This is a genomic window from Pseudarthrobacter humi, from assembly GCF_024294965.1.
GTDB classification, from domain to species: domain Bacteria; phylum Actinomycetota; class Actinomycetes; order Actinomycetales; family Micrococcaceae; genus Arthrobacter; species Arthrobacter humi.
Window position 1 is genome coordinate 198,144 of the sequence record NZ_JANCLV010000003.1, and the last position, 18,469, is coordinate 216,612.

General features: G+C 66.1%; 17 protein-coding genes. 8 read left to right on the plus strand and 9 right to left on the minus strand.

The features are described 5' to 3' along the window. Positions 1 to 861 (plus strand): phosphogluconate dehydrogenase C-terminal domain-containing protein, encoded by an 861-nt coding sequence (locus NFC73_RS06180; RefSeq protein ID WP_254748529.1) that lies wholly within the window; start codon positions 1 to 3, stop codon positions 859 to 861. 148 nt (positions 862 to 1,009) lie between these two features. Here the strand turns inward: NFC73_RS06180 and NFC73_RS06185 are convergent, their stop codons facing one another. Further along, positions 1,010 to 1,432: a hypothetical protein gene (locus NFC73_RS06185; RefSeq protein WP_254748531.1), complete on the minus strand. Its 423-nt coding sequence runs from the start codon at positions 1,430 to 1,432 to the stop codon at positions 1,010 to 1,012. Positions 1,433 to 1,624: 192 nt separating this feature from the next. Beyond that, entirely contained in the window at positions 1,625 to 2,365 is a 741-nt protein-coding gene (locus tag NFC73_RS06190) for a tetratricopeptide repeat protein (RefSeq protein WP_254748533.1), read from the minus strand. Between the two features lie 406 nt (positions 2,366 to 2,771). On the opposite strand from NFC73_RS06190, the gene NFC73_RS06195 reads away from it, so the two are divergent. Together NFC73_RS06195 and NFC73_RS06200 are read left to right on the plus strand one after the other, a co-directional pair. Next, complete coding sequence (locus NFC73_RS06195) at positions 2,772 to 3,125, plus strand: hypothetical protein (RefSeq protein ID WP_254748535.1); 354 nt, start codon at positions 2,772 to 2,774, stop codon at positions 3,123 to 3,125. Positions 3,126 to 3,420: 295 nt separating this feature from the next. Beyond that, positions 3,421 to 3,858, plus strand: a complete 438-nt coding sequence (locus NFC73_RS06200; protein WP_254748538.1) for an RraA family protein — start codon at positions 3,421 to 3,423, stop codon at positions 3,856 to 3,858. A gap of 142 nt (positions 3,859 to 4,000) precedes the next feature. On the opposite strand, the gene NFC73_RS06205 is transcribed toward NFC73_RS06200, so the two are convergent. From NFC73_RS06205 to NFC73_RS06235, 7 genes are all read right to left on the minus strand, one after another. Continuing rightward, positions 4,001 to 4,903, minus strand: a complete 903-nt coding sequence (locus tag NFC73_RS06205; RefSeq protein ID WP_254748541.1) for an aldose 1-epimerase family protein — start codon at positions 4,901 to 4,903, stop codon at positions 4,001 to 4,003. Then, complete coding sequence (gene araA, locus NFC73_RS06210; protein ID WP_254748544.1) at positions 4,900 to 6,420, minus strand: L-arabinose isomerase; 1,521 nt, start codon at positions 6,418 to 6,420, stop codon at positions 4,900 to 4,902. Before araA ends, NFC73_RS06205 begins: the two co-directional genes overlap by 4 nt. Before the next feature lie 47 nt (positions 6,421 to 6,467). Continuing rightward, complete coding sequence (locus NFC73_RS06215; RefSeq protein ID WP_254748546.1) at positions 6,468 to 7,172, minus strand: L-ribulose-5-phosphate 4-epimerase; 705 nt, start codon at positions 7,170 to 7,172, stop codon at positions 6,468 to 6,470. Further along, positions 7,169 to 8,893, minus strand: a complete 1,725-nt coding sequence (gene araB / locus NFC73_RS06220) for a ribulokinase (protein WP_254748548.1) — start codon at positions 8,891 to 8,893, stop codon at positions 7,169 to 7,171. The genes NFC73_RS06215 and araB overlap by 4 nt, the downstream gene beginning before the upstream one ends. 107 nt (positions 8,894 to 9,000) lie before the next feature. Next, positions 9,001 to 10,014 (minus strand): LacI family DNA-binding transcriptional regulator, encoded by a 1,014-nt coding sequence (locus NFC73_RS06225; protein WP_254748550.1) that lies wholly within the window; start codon positions 10,012 to 10,014, stop codon positions 9,001 to 9,003. A gap of 109 nt (positions 10,015 to 10,123) precedes the next feature. Beyond that, positions 10,124 to 11,344 (minus strand): ROK family transcriptional regulator, encoded by a 1,221-nt coding sequence (locus tag NFC73_RS06230; protein WP_254748552.1) that lies wholly within the window; start codon positions 11,342 to 11,344, stop codon positions 10,124 to 10,126. 11 nt (positions 11,345 to 11,355) lie between these two features. After that, a complete protein-coding gene (locus NFC73_RS06235; protein ID WP_254748554.1) occupies positions 11,356 to 12,630 on the minus strand; it encodes an FAD-binding protein in 1,275 nt (424 codons plus the stop codon). A 241-nt stretch (positions 12,631 to 12,871) separates the two neighbouring features. Between NFC73_RS06235 and xylA the strand changes: the two genes are divergently transcribed. From xylA to NFC73_RS06260, 5 genes are all read left to right on the plus strand, one after another. Next, positions 12,872 to 14,062, plus strand: a complete 1,191-nt coding sequence (xylA, locus tag NFC73_RS06240) for a xylose isomerase (RefSeq protein ID WP_254748556.1) — start codon at positions 12,872 to 12,874, stop codon at positions 14,060 to 14,062. A 19-nt stretch (positions 14,063 to 14,081) separates the two neighbouring features. Beyond that, complete coding sequence (locus NFC73_RS06245) at positions 14,082 to 15,692, plus strand: xylulokinase (RefSeq protein ID WP_254748558.1); 1,611 nt, start codon at positions 14,082 to 14,084, stop codon at positions 15,690 to 15,692. Between the two features lie 69 nt (positions 15,693 to 15,761). Continuing rightward, positions 15,762 to 16,163, plus strand: a complete 402-nt coding sequence (locus tag NFC73_RS06250; protein ID WP_254748560.1) for an SgcJ/EcaC family oxidoreductase — start codon at positions 15,762 to 15,764, stop codon at positions 16,161 to 16,163. Positions 16,164 to 16,226: 63 nt separating this feature from the next. Continuing rightward, positions 16,227 to 17,747: a fumarylacetoacetate hydrolase family protein gene (locus NFC73_RS06255; RefSeq protein WP_254748562.1), complete on the plus strand. Its 1,521-nt coding sequence runs from the start codon at positions 16,227 to 16,229 to the stop codon at positions 17,745 to 17,747. Continuing rightward, the gene (locus NFC73_RS06260) at positions 17,744 to 18,424 is read left to right on the plus strand and encodes a GntR family transcriptional regulator (protein ID WP_254748564.1); all 681 of its coding nucleotides are present in this window, start codon (positions 17,744 to 17,746) and stop codon (positions 18,422 to 18,424) included. Before NFC73_RS06255 ends, NFC73_RS06260 begins: the two co-directional genes overlap by 4 nt. Positions 18,425 to 18,469: the final 45 nt, after the last annotated feature.

Genomic DNA, 18,469 nt, shown 5'->3' on the forward strand with positions numbered 1-18,469 from the left:
ATGTCAACAGAAAAATTGACCGTCGCCGTCGTCGGAGCCGGTGGAAAAATGGGAATGCGCGTTTCCCGGAACCTCCAGAAGAGCACCCACAGCGTCTTCTATAGCGAGAACTCCCCCGCAGGCCAGGAACGCATCCAGGCCGAGGGCCGCGACATCACCTCCACTGAGGACGCCGTCAAGAACGCCGACGTGGTCATCCTCGCCGTCCCGGACACCGTCCTCGGCGTTGTGTCCGAGGGCGTTGTCCCGCAGATGAAGGCCGGAGCGATCCTGCTCACCCTGGACCCCGCCGCCGCCTACGCCGGCCTGCTGGCCAAGCGCGACGACGTCGTCCAGGCAGTGGCGCACCCCTGCCACCCGTCCGTGTTCCTGGAGCGCACCACCAAGGAAGAATGGGCCGACACCTTCGGCGGCGAAGGCGCCCCGCAGAACGTGGTTGCCGCGATCGACGAGGACGCCCCGGAAGACACCAAGGCAGCCGCCGAGGCCACCATCCGCATCATCTACGCCCCCGTCATCGACGTGCACTGGGTCACCGTCAAGCAGCTCGCCATCCTTGAACCCACCCTGGTGGAAACCGTGGCCTGCATGATCGGAACCCTCCTGAACGAGGCGCTGTACGAGACCGTCCACACCGCCGGCGTTCCAGAGGAAGCGGCCAAGGCCATGCTGTTCGGCCACGTCCAGATCGCCCTCACCAACGCCCTGCGCGGCTCCAACCCGTTCTCCGAAGCCTGCGAAATCGCCATCCAGTACGGCAAGGACACCATCATCAAGGACGACTGGAAGAAAATCTTCGACGACTCCGAGCTGGACAGCGTCATCGCCAAGATGCTGAAACTGGACGCCGTCAAACGCTGATCCCCCCAGTGATAGCCCGGTGCGCGGCAGTTGCCGCGCACCGGGCTATTTGTGTTGATGCCTCCCGTAGTCTGCGGCCCACCGTTGACCGAGGTTATGGGAGCAAGCGCGTCATCGTAACAAGTCATGCCACATTCTCATCGGGGTATCACGCGATTTGTATCACGCGGCATTGCTGGCACAGCGGATACTCCTGCAGGAACGGTGTCAGCCTCTCCTGCATGGCCTGGACGTCCCATCCATACATATATAGCGCTGTTTCACGAGGTCCTTGCCAGTGACTGCTCACGATCCCCAACCCCTCCAGCAGCCGGCCGCATTCTGTATAGACATGATTGGAGTCGCAGTCCCGGTACACATCCTCCGGAAGATCGGCGCCGTTGAGATAAAGGGCCAATCCTTCGTGTGCGCCGAAATCGATCCGACGGTCTTGGTCTGACACGTACAGGGTGGAACCCTTGGGGGCGAGCATTGTGGCAAGGGTTTCGGTCACGGCGTCGACCGTCAGCTCGGAGAGTTCGTCAATCTCAATTTCGATATCACAGTCAATGACCTCGCCGTTGGCCGCCATTTGGGTTCCCCCGCCAACAACGCGGAGCCGCGCCACGTCATGGCGGACTCGAAGGCGTCTTCAAGGGCGGCCCGGTCCTGGGGTTGCAGGCGTGCGTTCAGCGTGGCGATAACAACGCTGGGTTCTCTTTTCTTGAATAGACCGAACATTTCCGTCCCTTCCTTAGCGATCAAGTTCCTTAGCGATGGAGGATTACCAGAGCAGGTCGAGGTTGAGCACGTCGATTCCGTGCCTCCCGGACAGCCATGGCGCTATGACTTCGTCCAGGTCTGACTCGCGGCCGGCGAGTCCCAGCCGTTTCCCATCGTCCGACGCTGCAGGAATGTGGTCGTGTCCATCCTGCTGTGCACCGTGCGAGCATTCCGAGCACATCAACCGGATCCCGGACCAATCGTCAAGTCCGAGTCCGCGCTGTTCCAAGAGGTCCGACAGTTCCTGAAAATCGTTGGCGGTGGCACCGACCACCTGGGCCTGCCATGTCGGCAGGCCGGATTCTTCGAGGCGTCCCAGCTCGTCGAAGACCGACACATCCTGTCCGTCGAGCTGTCGGGTCCCTTTGGGTTCACCGTCGTGCAGGACAACGTCTCGGCACCGATGGCCGGAATCCGGCAGCGGAACGCTCGCGATGACTGCATGGGCCGGGCTCCGGCGCCAGCACCACACCACCTCAGTATTCCCGGCCGAAAACAGCACCTGGTGAGGGAGGCTGGGCTGGTCGGGGTTGAGCCGGACCGGAGCCATGCCGCAGTCGACGTCGATGGGCCCAGCTTCAGCCCGAAACTTGTCCAGTCCGTAAGCGACCCACGCGTGCCGGGCGGTGGTCCAGTCACCCAGGGCTGTTGATGCGATGCCCAGGTTCCAGGCCGCCGGGTTGGCTCCGTTGAACGGGACGCCACGCGCAGCACAAATCAACGCGGCCGGAGTATCCGGCATCCCCTTCGCCGAGATCCGCCTCCCTTAGTCCTCCAGGACCCCGTTGCAAAGACGGCTAACCACTTCGGTCAGCATGGCGCGGCCGGCCACGATGTCCTCGTCCGTGGTGTTTTCGTGTTCGTTGTGGGAGATTCCGTCCACGCTCGGACGAATTCGCCGCGCACACGCACTCAGGCTATTCGGCCGAGCGGGTCCGCATGGCCCAGGAACACCATCCTCAGCCGGCTGAACCGGTTCCAGGACCTGACCGGAATCGACCTTGCCGTTCCCGCCCAGGTGGCCACGCTGGTAGTGGCGTGGGCCTGACGTTTGCGAGCGTCACCAGTGGCGGCGCCTGCCCAAGCCACAGCCCCTTGACCGTGGGGCGCAATGGTGCCGTAATGAAGTTGAGTGGAGGAGGACGATCGTGGACGTCTTGGAATCCGTGTCCAAGGGAATGCGCGTTGTGGATGCGTCGGGCGATGATATCGGTGCCGTTGAGCTCATCGTTCCGCCGAACACTAAGGCAGAAGTGTTCGAAGAAGCCGCCACGGCTTCCGAACAGGATTTGCTCAACCTCGGGCTGAGCGCTGTCTTTGGCAGGGAACCGAAAGTACCCGAGCTGATGGCCCGGCGGTTGTTCCATTCGGGCTACATCAAAATCGATGCCCGCGGATTCTGGGCAAGCGACTCCTATGCCGCTGCGGATGTCATCAACCGGGTCGAAGACGGAAAGGTGTACCTGAGCCTGACCCGGCACGAACTTTCTGCCCAGGTGTGACGCACTGATCCGGTGCAGGCCGTCCGGATGCCAGTGGCCTGCGCGTAGCGGCACGTTATTACCTTGGGCGGCGTGTTGTGTGAACTCACATTTATCGGCCTTTTAGCCATTGAACTGAGATCGCGGACACAGAATGGTTGGTAACTACCTGCACCGGACAATCGTCCCCGCACCCCCATCTGGAGAACTGATGGCCAACATGGTAAATACCGCCACCGCCGCTGCTACGGCACGGCTGGACCTCGCAAAAAATGCGCAAAATCGCCCTCGCCAGCGTCATCGGCACGACCGTCGAGTGGTACGACTGGAGCTGTACCCCGGCGCAGTGCTGGTGGTGGACATGGACGGCGATCGCCGCCATGCCCCCGTCGGCGCAGTGACGGCCGCAGCCGCCAAGGCCCAGGGCGCCGCCGGCATTGTGGTGGACGGAGTGGCAACGGACCTGCTGGAGCTGCGGAGCACCGGCCTGCCGGTCTTTGCCCGCGGCACGTCATGCCTCACCACCAAGCGCCTGCACGGCACGGAATCTGCGGTCAACGTTTCCGTGACCTGCGGGGGCGTGGACGTGGCCCCCGGCGACTGGGTGCTGGGTGACGATAACGGCGTGATCGTGTTGTCTCCGCGGGAGGCGGCAGCAGTCCTGGAGCAGGCGCTTGCCTCCGATGCGGCCGAGCCGGAGCTGCTGGCACGGATCGCGGCAGGAGAACCGCTTGAGACGCTGCTGGCGCACTGACCCGCGCGTGCACTGGCTTGATTGTGCACTGACCTGATTGTGCACTGACAGCTTGTCCATTGAAGCGGCCGGCCCCGGCTAACTGCCGGGGCCGGCCGCTTCTGTGCGTGTCAACGCCACCACCACGCGGCATCAGGCGGCATCAGGCGGCGAAGATGCTCCAGCCGGCCTGATGGCTGCTGCCCGGTTCCAGCTGCAGCAGGTCCTGGCCGCTGTTGAAGGCGTCCGGCGGACAGGTCATCGGCTCAACCGCCAGGCCCAGCCTGTTGGGTACAGGGGCAGGTTTGTCGGCGGTATGGATCTGCAGCCAGGGGCATGCCCGGTCCCAGGCCATGCCCACCCCGGTTCCGCCGGGGTCCCTGGCGATCAGCTGGGCGCGGCCGCCGTCGTCGAACTCCAGGTCGGTGAAGGCGTGGTCGATCTGTGTGCCGCCGATTGCACGCGGCGCCCGGAAGTCGAACTGATGGCCCTCCACCGTCCGGGTGGCGACCGGCAGGAGCCGGTCCGGCGTGACCTCGAGGAAAGACGCCGCGGGGATCCGGACGGTCCACTCATCCAGCGGCGCGGGTCCCGCCAGCAGGTACGGGTGCGGGCAAACCCCGTAAGGGGCCGCCTCGTCGCCGGCGTTGGTGGCCGTGACAGTGGTGTGCAGCCCGGCGTCGTCCAGCCTGTAGTCGACGTGGAGCCGAAGGTGGAACGGATACCCTGGGGCCCCGGGGATCTCACAGGACAGGCTCACCGCGTCGGCGCCGCTGCGTTCAACGGTCCACAAACGGTCGAATGCGAGCCCGTGCAGTGCCGTGCCCCGCTCCGGTTCGTTGGTGGGCAGTTGGTGCTCGACGCCGGCAAAACGGTACGTGCCATCGGCGATCCGGTTGGGCCACGGCGCAGCGATGATTCCCCGGTAGTCCGGGATGGGCGCATCGGCGTCGAAGGGCACCACCAGGTCCCTGCCCCGGAACGCCAGCCGCCGCAAGGCGCCGCCGCGCTGGACAACGGCGGCGGTGTAGTCCCCCGAGACGAGCTCAATTTCGACACCGTTCACAGGCCGCCCGCCAGCCTGTAGTACGCGGCGTTCCAGTTGAGTTCCTTCTTGAACTGTTTGATGGTGGTGTCCTCATCGATGGTGAGAAGTTCGGTCTTGGCGATTTCGGCGAAGTCCTCGAACACGTCCAGACCCACCTGCGTGGACAATACCGTGTGGTGCGCGGCACCGGCGGTGAGCCACGCTGCGGCCGAGGTGGCGAAGTCGGGTTTCGGCGACCAGAGCGCGCGGGCCACCGGCAGGTTGGGGAGCGGCTGGTCAAGGTCGACGACGTCCACCACGTTCGCGACCAGACGGAACCGGTCGCGCATATCGGACAGCGCTACGACGACGCCGGGGCCAGCGTCCGTATCAAACACCATGCGGACGGGATCTTCCTTGCCGCCAATGCCGAGCGGGTGGATCTCGACGCGCGGTTTCGTGGCGGTCAGGGACGGGCAGACCTCGAGCATGTGCGCGCCCAGGATCTTCTCGGAACCGGGTTCCAGGTGGTAGGTGTAGTCCTCCATCAGGGACGCGCCGCCGGGCATGCCCGCGCCCATCACCTTGGCCGCGCGGACCAGGATGGCCGTCTTCCAGTCGCCCTCGGCGCCGAAGCCGTAGCCATCGGCCATCAGCCGCTGGACGGCCATGCCGGGCAGCTGGCGGAGATCGCCCAGGTCCTCAAAAGAGGTGGTGAACGCGGCGGAGCCGTTGGCCTCCAGGAAGCTGCGCAGCCCCAGTTCGATCCGGGCGCTGTACCGCAGCGACTCGTGCCGCGCTCCCCCGGCCTTGAGCTCCGGGACCACCTCGTACAGGCGCTCGTACTCCGCAACCAGGGCGTCGACGTCGGACTCTGCGGCGCCGTGCACTGCGTCGGCGAGCTCGTTGACGGACCAGGTGTTGACGGAGACACCGAAGCGGAGTTCGGCTTCGGTCTTGTCGCCTTCGGTGACGGCAACGTTGCGCATGTTGTCACCGAAGCGGGTCAGCTTGAGCGTGCGAACCGCGGCCCAGCCTGCCGACGCCCGCTGCCACACGCCCACCTGCCTCGAGACTTCCGGGTTGGACACGTGGCCCACCACGGTCTTGCGGGGAATGCCGAGGCGGGACTGGATGTAGCCGAATTCGCGGTCGCCGTGGGCGGCCTGGTTGAGGTTCATGAAGTCGAAGTCGATGTCCGCCCAGGGCAGCTCCACGTTGGCCTGCGTGTGCAGATGAAGGAGCGGCTTGCGCAACAGGTCCAGGCCCTGGATCCACATCTTGGCCGGGGAGAACGTATGCATCCACGCCGTCACACCGATCACGGAATCGTCCGAGTTCGCTTCCAATGCCGTGCGGCGGATGGCGTCCGAATCGGTGAGGACCGGCTTCCAGACCACCTTGACGGGAACGTCGGAGGAGGCGTTCAGGGCGGCGGCAATCTCCTGTGACTGGGCGGCGACCTGCTTGAGGACATCCTCGCCGTAAAGGTGCTGGCTGCCGGTGAGGAACCAGACCTCGTAGTGGCCGAGGGACGTGCTGTTGGCGTTGTTCATGGGTTTTCTCCTGTGAAAGTCCGGTGAAGTGCGGGGGTCCGGGCCGGCTAGCGGCCGTAGACGTTCTGGTAGCGGGCGTAGAGGGATTCGATCTTGGCCTGGTCCATCGGCAGCGGCTCGCCGAGCTGCCGGGAAATGTGCACCGTCCGCGCCACTTCCTCGCACATGACCGCGGCCTTCACCGCATCCCTGGCATCCTTGCCGATGGTGAACGGGCCGTGGTTCTGCATCAGCACCGCGGGCGAGTTGGAGTTCTTCAGCGTCTCCACGATGCCCTGACCGATCGAGTCATCGCCGATCAGCGCGAACGGGCCCACCGGGATGGAGCCGCCGAACTCGTCGCCCATCATGGTCAGAACGCACGGGATCGACTCGCCGCGGGCTGCCCAGGCCGTGGCATAGGTGGAGTGCGTGTGCACCACGCCGCCGACGTCGGGCATGTGCCGGTAGACATAGGCGTGCGCGGCGGTGTCCGACGACGGCGACAGCCCCGGGTTGCCCCACTCACCGTCGGCGTCGCCTGCCACGGGTACCCCATACAGGTCGGTGACCACCATCTGCTCGGGTGTGAGGTCATCGTAGGAAACGCCCGACGGCTTAATGACCATCAGGTCATGGCCTGGAACGCGCGCGGAGACATTGCCCGCCGTCCACACCACCAGCCCATAGCGGGTGAGCTCGGCATGCAGGATGCAGACCTCCTGCCGGATCCGGGCGATGGTTTCCAAGGTGCTTGAAGGCGCGGCGCTCATGCGCATGCTCCGGCGCCCACGAGTGCTTTCGTGGCGTTGCGCTGGATGGCCTTAAGCCGGTGCATCAGGTCATTGGCTCCCCGGCCGAAGTAGTCGTGAAGTGTCCGGTATTCCTGGAACAGTTCCTCGTAGGCTGCAACGTTTTCCGGGATCGGCGTGTAGACGTCGCCGGGTTCTGAGCCCATGGCCGCCGCAGCTTCACGGATGCTGGCGTACTTTCCCGCCGCAACGGCGGCGTGGATGGCGGAGCCCAGGGCCGGGCCCTGGGTGGAGCCGATGGTCGAAAGCTGCAGGCCGGTGATGTCCGCGTAGATCTGCATCAGCAGCTTGTTCTTCAGGAGCCCGCCGGCCACGATGAATTCCTTCACCGGAATGCCGGAATCGCGGAAGGCATCCACGATGGTGCGGGTGCCGAAGGCCGTGGCCTCCAGCAACGCGCGGTAGGTGTCCTCGGGCCTGGTGGCGAGCGTCTGGCCCACCACCACGCCGGAGAGCTCGTGGTCCACCAGCACCGAACGGTTCCCCGAGTGCCAGTCCAGGGCGATGAGGCCGTGCCCTCCGATGGCCTGGTGTGCGGCGAGCTCGGTGAGGTATTCGTGAATGCCCAGGCCTGCCGCGGCCGCCGCCTGGTGGTATTCCGGCGGGACACCGTTGTTGGTGAACCAGCCGAAGATGTCGCCTACGCCGGACTGCCCGGCCTCGTAGCCCCACAGCCCGTCCACGATCCCGCCATCCACCACGCCGCACATGCCCGGGACTTCCCGAAGTTCCGAACCGTTCATAACGTGGCAAGTGGACGTGCCCATGATGGCCACCAGCTGCCCCGGCTCCACTGCCTTTGCGGCCGGGGCCGTGACGTGCGCGTCCACGTTACCGACGGCCACGGCGATGCCCTCAGGCAATCCCGTCCATCCGGCGGCCTCGGCCGTGAGGTAGCCCGCGGCATCGCCCAAGCGGCCGATGGTGTGTTCAAGTTTCGTGCTGACGAAGTCCTTGAATTCCGGGTTCAGCGCGGCGAGGAAGTCCTCGGAAGGGTACCGGCCGTCCTGGTAGATGCCCTTGTAACCGGCGGTGCAGGCGTTCCGAACGTACTGGCCGCAAAGCTGCCAGACGATCCAGTCGGCCGCCTCCACCCAGTGGTCCATGGCGGCATAGGCTTCCGGGTCCTCTTCCAGCAGCTGCAGGCCCTTGGCGAATTCCCACTCGGAGGAAATCAGTCCCCCGTAGCGCGGCAGCCAGGTTTCGCCGCGCTCGGCGGCCAGGGCGTTGATCCGGTCCGCCTGCGGCTGCGCGGCGTGGTGCCGCCACAGCTTCACGTAGGCGTGCGGGCGGCTGGCAAAGCCGGGCAGTTCGTTGAGCGGGGTGCCGTCGGCCCTGACCGGCACCATGGTGCAGGCCGTGAAGTCAGTGGCAATTCCGACGACGGCCGCCGGGTTGATCCCGGCGTCTGCGATCGCTGCCGGGACGGCGTGGCGGAGGACGTCGCGGTAGTCGTTCGGCACCTGAAGTGCCCATTCCCCGGGAAGCCGGCCACTGCCGTCGCCCGCAACGCCCGCTACATCCGCCGGAAGGGCATCCGTGACCACGGCGTGCGGATAGTCGAAGACACCGCTGCCCAGTTCCTTGCCGTCACGGACCCGGACCACTACGGCCCGTCCCGAAAGCGTTCCGTAGTCCACGCCGATGACGTAGCTGTCTGTGCCGTCCACTGTGACGTCCATGAAGTCCTCCAAATAGCTGGTCCGGTGAGCGCGGATTGATTCAATTGTGAGCGCTAACAATTGGGACGTCAAGTGTCGGCGGCATGGCTGGGAAGATCAGGCGGGAATCAGGCGGGAGCGGACGTACTGCTGCGGACAACCAGCTCCGGCTCCACCATGATGGTGCCTGCGCCCGCGCCGCCCTCAAGGGCGTTCAGCATAGCGCCCATGCAGCGCCTGCCGAGTTCCTCGAAGTCCTGGCGCACGGTGGTCAGCGGCGGCGTGAAGTAGCCCGACTCAGGCTGGTCATCGAAGCCCACCACGGAGACGTCGTCGGGCACGCGGACCCCCGCTTCGCTGAAGGCGCGCAGCAGGCCCAGGGCCATCTGGTCATTGCCAACGAACAGAGCCGTTGCCGTGCGCTCAGCGGCAAGCTGACGGCCGATCCGGTACCCGCTGCCGGCGCTCCAGTCCCCCTCGATCAACAGGTCATCAGGAAGGCCGGCTTCGCGGAGCCGCTCACCCCAGCCCTCGGCACGTGACCTGCCGTCCACCCAGTCCTGGGGTCCGGAAACATGCCCGATCCGCCGGTGGCCCAGGTCGATCAAGTGCGAGACCGCCAGGCGCGCCCCGAGCTTCTGGTCCACCAGCGCTCCGCTGAAGAGCCCCCCACCGGCGGCACCCACAAGGATCACGGGAACGTCCAGAGTGAGGCCCTCCAGTGCCTGAACGGTACCGTCGTGGGGCACAATGACGATGATCCCGTCCGCGCCCTGGTCCGTGAGATGGCGGACGGCGTCCGAGATGGCATCCGCACCGGCCTCCTTGATGGCCTCGATGCTCACAAAGTAGCCGGCCTCCCGGGCGGCCTGCTGGACTCCCAGGAGGGTGTTGGCCGGGCCGTACTGCCCCATTTCGGCTGCCAGCACACCTATGGTCTGCGAACGCCGGGTGACCAGGCTCCTGGCAGCTGTATTGCGCCGGTAGCCGAGTTCCGCAATCGCCGCTTCCACTTTCTCCCTGGTGGCGCTGCTGACATTGGGGTGGTTGTTGATGACCCGCGAGACGGTCTGGTGGGACACCTTTGCCCGCGCTGCCACGTCCTCCAGGCGTGGCTGGCGTCGGTCGATGGTGTTGCCCATGTGAGGGGACCCTTCGGTGGAAGACAAGGTGGTGTCCAACATTCTATGGCCGCGATCGATGCGGAAAGCAGCGTTGTCAGCCCGGCACTGTCGGCGCTGCCGGGTGCACTCAGCGTACTTTCGCGGGAGGTGCGGGCAGGGCAGTGATGCCTGCCGGGTCCGCGAGCAATCGGGTAAAGGCCAGCTCCGCAGCCCCGATCATCATAAGATCGGAGCCCAGCGCGGCACGGTAGATCTTCGCCATGCCCGCCACCTCGTCCAGGGCCTGGGTCCGGAGCAGGCCTTCCAGTGTGTCAGGGGACAGCGCATGCAGAATGCCCAGGAACCCATCGAGGACAATAGCGTCCGGGTTGAACGTGTTAACGGCGTTGCGCAGGGTGATTCCCAGATAGCCCAGTTGTCGGGCGATCTCCCCTGCCAGCTCCGCACTGTCCTTCGAGCGGAGTGCCGCTTCGAGCTGGCTGGCGTCGCCGCCGCGGAGCCCTGCCAGCTCAAAGAGCCGGGACTGGGACACCTCGGTTTCGAGGCAGCCGGAGGCACCGCAATGGCAGACCTGGCCGGCGGTCCGCACGAAGGTGTGTCCCAGCTCGCCCGCATATCCGGCGGACCCGCGCAGCAACGCCCCATCGGCAACAACGCCGCCGCCGATGCCGCTGGCGCCGCCGTTGAGGTAGATCAGGTTGCCGCGGCCGGCGCCGGCCCCGAAAATGAGCTCGGCCTCCGCACCAAGGGAGGCATCGTTGTCCGCCAGGCACGGGTAGCCGGTGGCCTCGCGCATCATCCGGGCCACGGGTTCGTCGCGCCAGTCCAGGTGAGGGGCGTGGCGGACCACACCGTCCTCACGGTTGACCAGGCCGGGCACTGCCATGCCGATGCCGACGATCCGGTAGGAAGCATCCAGCTCCGACCGCATCCCTTCAATGACGGCGGCAGCGATGTTGACTGCTTCCCTGGCGGTGGGGATCCGCTCCGTGGCGAAGCGGATCTTCTTCTGGACCTTTCCGCCCAGGCTCACCAGTCCGATGGTGACGGCGTCCACTTCCGGATTGACGGCCAGCGCCGCCGTGGAGGGGTCAGGCCGGACGTCCGGGCTGGGACGGCCCACCTGGGACTCGCCGGACGGTGCCGTTTCATAGACCAGGCCGAGTGCCGCCAGCTGGCCCACCAGCGCCCCCACCGTGGACCTGTTCAGCCCGGTCCGCCTGGTGAGGTCCGCTCGGCTGAGCACGCCATGGTGATGCACCAGGGTCGCGATCAGGGCAAGGTTGTTCCGCCGCGACGGATCAGGGTCGCTGGCCGTTGCGGGGAGGCGGGTTGCTGAGGACATCATCCGTGACAATATCAGGAGCCGAAGACCGCGTAGTCCAGGAACCGGTTACGGAACTTTCCGGCAGGATCCAGCCGGCCCGCGAGGGCCCGGAAGTCATCAAAGCGCGGGTACAGGGGCGCGACGGCGGCAGCACCGCCGTCGAACAGCTTGCCCCAGTGAGGCCGTGCCGCAAAGGGCGCCAGCTCCGCCTCAAGCAGTGGCAGTACCGCCTCGACCGCGGGCTGGTCCTGCCGCCAAGTGAAGTGCAGGCCGATGCCGTCGCGGCCGTAGTTGGGGCTTAGCCACAGCCGGTCGGCAGCAATCGTGCGGATCTCGGAAACCAGGAGCAACGGGGTAAGGACCCCGGAAAGTTTACGCAGTGTGCGGATGGCATCCACGGCGAGTTCCCGGGGCACCAGGTACTCGGACTGGAGTTCGTCGCCCTTGCTGGGCGTGAATTCCATCCTGAAGTGGGCAAGCCGGTCCGACCACGGCCCCGGCACGCCGAGTTGCTCCGTGCAGTTGCTTCCGGAGACCCCCGGGAGCGGATGCCGGGCCGCCAGGGCCGGTGTGCCGCCGAAGAAGTCCCGCCTGCCGGCCACCACTCCCGGACCCGTCACCCGGTCCTTCAGCCATGCTTGCCCTACGGTACTGCCGCTCCAGTCGGTAAAGAGGCTGACGCTGTACGCGGAGGAGGTGACGTCGTCGAAATTCTCCAGAACCTGCCCCCAGTCCAGGTTCTCAAAAACGTGCTGCTCAACCTGGAACGCCGGCTCGATGTCCAGGGTCACGCTGCTGACGATTCCCAGGGCACCGAGTCCCACCACCATGCCGTCGAAGTCCGTGGTCTCGCCGCGGCGGGCGGTGAGGATGCCGCCGTCGGCTGTCACCAGTTCCAGGCCGGCGACGGCGGTGGCCAGGTTCCCGTTGCCGTCACCGGAGCCGTGCGTGGCCGTGGCCACCGCACCGGCCACCGAAATATGGGGTAGCGAGGCCAGGTTGTGCAGGGCGAAGCCTTGCCGCTGCAGCTCCGCGGCGAGCGTCCCGTACCGCGTGCCTCCGCTCACCGTGACGGTCATGCTCTCAGCATCGACAGTGATGGCCGGATCCAGCATGTCCAGGGCCGCCAGCGTGCCGGAAGTGTCGGCGATGTCGTTGAACGAATGGCGGGATCCCAGGGCGCGGATGGTCCGGGCTCCGGCCACCAGTTCCTGCAGCTCCGCCACGGTGCGCGGGTGCACGATCCTTTCCGCCCGGTAGCCGAGGTTTCCGGCCCAGTTCCGTTCCTGCACACGTTGTTCAGTCACGCTCTGCGTCCTCCATGGAGTCTGGTTTTCGGGTTTGATGTTCTTCACAACATAACAGATCTGCGGGTGCGCAAAACCAGTCATTTAGAGGGAGGGGCTCCCGCGCGTCATTCCGGCCTCCGGTGCCGCAGTGGTTGACATCACGGAAATTCCTAATATGTTTGTATGCAGAACAAAATGCCTGCGATTCACCCAGGAGCGCGGCACGCACTCCCTTTGATACCGAGCAACGGAGCATTCAATGACGATTCAGCCCACCCGTGAAGACAAGTTTTCCTTCGGCCTCTGGACGGTCGGCTGGGAGGCCCAGGACCAGTTCGGTTCAGCCACCCGTCCGCCCCTGGACACCGTCGAAGCCGTCAACAAGCTGAGTGATCTGGGTGCCTATGGCATCACTTTCCACGACAACGATCTCTTTCCCTTTGGCTGCTCGGCAGCTGACCGCCAGCGTGAGATTGACCGGCTGACCGGCGCGCTCAAGTCCACGGGCATGATCGTTCCCATGGTCACCACCAACCTGTTCAGCCACCCGGTTTTCAAGGACGGCGGCTTCACCAGCAACGACCGCGGCGTCCGCCGCTTCGCCTTGCGCAAAGTCCTGGACAACATCGACCTCGCGGCTGAACTCGGCGCCGAGACGTTCGTGATGTGGGGCGGCCGTGAGGGCAGCGAGTACGACGCCGCCAAGGACATCCGCGGTGCCCTGGAACGTTACCGCGAGGCCGTGAACTTGTTGGGCGACTACGTCACGGACAAGGGCTACAACATCCGCTTCGCCATCGAACCGAAGCCGAACGAACCCCGCGGCGACATCCTGCTCCCCACCCTGGGACACGCCCTCGCCTTCATTGAGACCCTGGAACGTCCGGAACTAGTGGGCGTCAACCCTGAGACAGGCCACGAGCAGATGGCCGGCCTGAACTTCACGCACGGCATTGCCCAGGCTTTGTACCAGGGGAAGCTCTTCCACATCGACCTCAACGGCCAGCGCAGCATCAAGTTCGACCAGGACCTGGTGTTCGGCCACGGCGACCTGCAGAACGCGTTCTCCCTGGTGGACCTGCTCGAAAACGGCGGCCCCGACGGTGGAGCTGCCTACAGCGGCCCCCGCCACTTCGACTACAAGCCCAGCCGCACCGAGGACATCGACGGCGTGTGGGACTCCGCCGCCGCGAACATGCAGACCTACCTGCTGCTGAAGGAACGCGCGAAGGCCTTCCGCGCCGACCCCGAGGTGCAGGACGCGTTGCAGGCTTCCCGCGTGGCGGAAATCAACGAGCCCACGCTCGACCCGGGCGAAGGCTACGAGCAACTGCGTGCGGACCGTGCTTCCTACGAGGATTTCGACGCCGACGCCTACTTCGGCGGCAAGGGCTTCGGCTTCGTGAAACTGCAGCAGCTCTTCATCGAACACCTCCTCGGAGCGCGCTGATACTGTGGCGGCTGCTTCCTTGAACCTCGTTGCCGGGGTTGACTCCTCCACCCAAAGTTGCAAGGTTGCGGTCTTGGACGCCCAAGGCGGCGTCCTGGTCCGCGAGGGCCGGGCGAGCCACCCGGACGGGACGGAAGTCCATCCGGACCATTGGTGGCGGGCCCTGGCCGAAGCCATTGACGACGCCGGCGGGCTGGCGGACGTGGACGCGTTGTCCGTCGCGGGCCAGCAGCACGGCATGGTGCTGCTGGACCGCGACGGCAACGTGGTGCGGCCGGCACTCCTGTGGAATGACACCCGCTCCGCGGCAGCTGCCGCGGCTCTCATCGACGAGGTGGGGGCCGGGGAGTTTGCGCGGCGTACCGGGCTGGTGCCCGTGGCGTCCTTCACGGTCACCAAGGTCCGCTGGGTGAGGGACAACGAGCCCGAGAATGTGGCCAGGGTGGCAGCCGTCGCCCTCCCCCATGACTGGCTGAGCTGGCGCCTGCGCGGATACGGTCCGGCAGGTGCCAGCCCGCTGGGCCCGGATCTGGACGCTCTCACCACGGACCGGTCCGATGCCAGCGGGACAGGCTACTGGAGCCCCGCCTCCGGCAGCTACGACCTGGAGCTGTTCCGGCTGGCCTTCGGCAGGGATGCACGCGAGGCCTCTCCTCAGGAAGCGGCTGAAGCTGCACCTGATTCGGCTGCCCCCGCGTTGGATGGGGCTGTCATCCTGCCGCGCGTGCTGGCCGCCGGCGAAGCCGCCGGCCGTGTTCATCCGCGCTGTTTTGCCGGGAGCAACGCCGGCGCAGACACTGATACCGGTGGTGACGCAGGCGCTGGCGGCGGGCGGGCGGAAATCCTGCTCGGCGCAGGCGCCGGGGATAACGCAGCCGCAGCCTTGGGTCTGGGCGCCAGGCCCGGTGATGTGGTGGTCTCCGTCGGCACCAGCGGAACAGTTTTCGCCGTCGCATCCGAAGCTGGCCATGATCCCAGCGGAACAGTTGCCGGCTTTGCAGACGCGGCCGGCGACTACCTGCCCATCGCCGTAACGCTGAACGCCGCCAGGGTGCTGAGCTCCATGGCCACGCTCCTGGACGTCGGTTTTGATGAGCTCTCCAGGCTGGCATTGGACGCTGCGCCCGGGGCAGACGGTGTGGTTCTCGTGCCCTATTTTGAGGGCGAACGCACGCCCAACCTGCCGCACGCCAAGGCCAGCCTGCACGGCCTCAGCATCGCGTCCTCCACCCGGAGCAACATTGCCCGGGCGGCCATCGAAGGGATGCTGTGCGGATTGTCCGGCGGCCTGGCAGCCTTGCAGGCGTTGGGCTACCCGGCGCGGCGGCTGCTGCTGATCGGCGGAGCCGTGCAGAACCCGGCGGTACAGAAGATCGCGTCACAGGTGTTTGACCTGCCGGTGGTGGTGCCACGCCCCGACGAGTACGTGGCCCGCGGCGCCGCAGCACAGGCGGTCTGGGCACTCACGGGAGTCCGTCCCGACTGGCCGGTGGCACTTGCCGCGGCGCCGGCGTCGGACTTCCATTCCGTCATCGGCGAGCAGTATGCGCGGGCCTGTGGGCAGATTAATGAGGACAGCCGCGCCATTGTGTCTTCGACGTCCAGTGAGCCGACCTCGAGTCAGCACTGAGGCAGGGTCGCTAAGGTTCTCCTGTAAGGATCAAGCCACCCCCCACGACCCCGGAAAGTGCCCTATCCGATGCCCCGTAACCCGCGCGAGATCGCCGAGGAGTTCGCTGCTGCCTGGAACGCGGTGGATCCTGAGGCCTTGGCGGCCCTCTTTGTGGAGGACGCCGACTTCGTTAACGTTGTCGGTCTTTGGTGGACGAACCGGCATCAGATCCGTGAGAACCATGCCATTGGGAGTCATCAGTTTCACAGCCACCCGCCAACCGAACGGCGGGTGGCTCGCCGTAAGCGCCCAAAACACCGATATCGTCCCCGGCATGCACACGCACCTTTCCTCAGAAGAAGGACTTGTCCCGGAGACCTACTCGTCGCGGGCACATTCCAAACCGACAACGTAGGGGTTTCCGACGCCGACGACAGCACCGACCGGCACCGCCTGTGCAACGATCACACAATTGACCACACCCATTGACGCCGCAAGGGATATCTGGAATATTGCTTCGTATACGATTTCGTACTCGATGAGGAGTAATTTTTGGATCAGGTCACCGAGCACACCCTGGCCGCGGCCCGCAAGGTCATCGCGGTGCACATCAACTACCCCAGCCGGGCAGCCCAGCGTGGCCGCACGCCGGAGCAGCCGTCCTACTTCCTGAAGCCGCCGTCCTCGCTGGCGCATGGTTCGGCAGCAGCCCCTTCCGTTGTGGAGCGTCCGGCCGGGTGCGAACTCCTGGGCTTTGAGGGCGAGGTCGCCCTGATCATCGGCAAGCCCGCCCGACGCGTCGGTGTGGAGGCCGCCTGGAGCCATGTCGAGTGGGTGACCGCCAGCAACGACCTCGGCGTCTACGATCTCCGCTACGCGGACAAAGGTTCCAATCTCCGGTCCAAGGGCGGCGACGGCTTCACCCCGATCGGCCCCGGGTTGATCCCCGCGGACGCCGTGGACCCCGCCGGTCTCCGCATCCGGACCTGGCACAACGGCGACCTCGTCCAGGACGACACCACCGCGGGCCTGCTCTTCCCGTTCGCCCGCCTCGTCGCCGACCTGTCCCAGCTGTTGACGCTGGAGGAGGGCGATATCATCCTGACCGGCACGCCCGCGGGCGCCTCCGTGGCCGAACCGGGCGACGTGGTCGAGGTTGAAGTCAGCACGACGGCTGGAGCCCCCGGCGGTGCTGAAGTCACCGGTGTTGGATTGACTACCGGGCGGCTGGTCACCCGCGTGGGGGAAGGCACGACGGCGTTCGCTGACTTTGGGGCGCAGCCCAGGGCAGATGACGCGCAGCGGGAGGAGGCGTACGGTTCCCGCGCAGCCGCCGGGCTTGCCCCGGCGGCCAGCACCGCCGTCGGGCAGGTTCTGACCCCTGAGCTGAAGGCGAAGCTGGAGAGTGTCTGCACCGCCACGCTCTCCTCCCAGCTGCGCAAGCGCGGTCTGAACAACGTCAGCATCGACGGCCTCAGCTCCACCCGGCCGGAAAAGCGGATTGTGGGCCTGGCCCGGACCCTGCGGTACGTGCCCAACCGCGAGGACCTGTTCAAGACCCATGGCGGCGGTTTCAACGCCCAGAAACAGGCCATCGACTCCGTGAACGAGGGCGAGATTCTGGTCATGGAAGCCCGTGGCGAGAAGGGCACGGGCACCATCGGCGACATCCTGGCCCTGCGCGCCCAGGTCCGGGGAGCTGCGGCGATCATCACCGACGGCGGCGTCCGGGACTTCGCCGCGGTGGCCGCGATGGACATGCCGACTTACTACGCCAACCCGCACCCCGCCGTCCTGGGGCGCCGGCACATCCCGTGGGACACGGACATCACCATCGCCTGCGGCGGCACCACCGTGCAGCCCGGGGACATCATCGTGGCCGACGCCGACGGCATCCTGGTGATCCCGCCGGCCCTGGCCGAAGAGCTCGCGGACGACTCCATCATCCAGGAGCGCGAGGAAACCTTCATCGCGGAAATGGTGGCACAGGGCCACAGCGTAGACGGTCTCTACCCGCTGAACGCGGCCTGGCGGGCCAAGTACGAGGCATGGGAAGCAGGCAAAGCCCAATGACTGAGACGTTGATGGCGACAGGCAGCAAATCAGAACAGGCCTACGCGGCCGTCAAGGCACGGATCGTGGACGGTACCTACTCCCCCGGTTACCGGCTGGTCCTGGCCGCCATCGCCAAGGATCTGGGTGTCAGTGTGGTCCCGGTCCGTGAAGCGATCCGGCGCCTTGAGGCCGAAGGTCTGGTGACGTTCGAGCGGAACGTCGGCGCCACGGTCTCCGGGATCGACCCCACTGAGTACCTCTACACGATGCAGACCCTGAGCATCGTCGAGGGAGCCGCCACCGCATTGTCCGCTCCACTGATTGGCCCGGCGGACATTGCACGCGCCCGGGCCGTGAACGAGGACATGCGCGAATGCCTCCAGCACTTCGACCCCGTCCGCTTCACGGCGCTGAACCAGGACTTCCACAGCATCCTCTTTGAGCGCTGCCCCAACCCGCACATCCTGGACCTGGTGCACCGGGGCTGGAACCGGCTCGCTTCACTGCGGTCTTCAACGTTCCGGTTCGTTCCCGGCCGCGCCCACGAATCGGTGGACGAGCACGAAGCGCTCCTTCGGCTGATCGAGGCCGGCGCCGGAGCAGACACCATCGAAAGAGCCGCCCGCCGACACCGGGCCGCCACCCTGGACGCCTACCTCGCCCAAAGCAACGCGGGGTCACTAAACGCCCGATAAACGGCCCCGCACGGGCAAGAAGTGACCCCGCGTTGCAATTAGAAG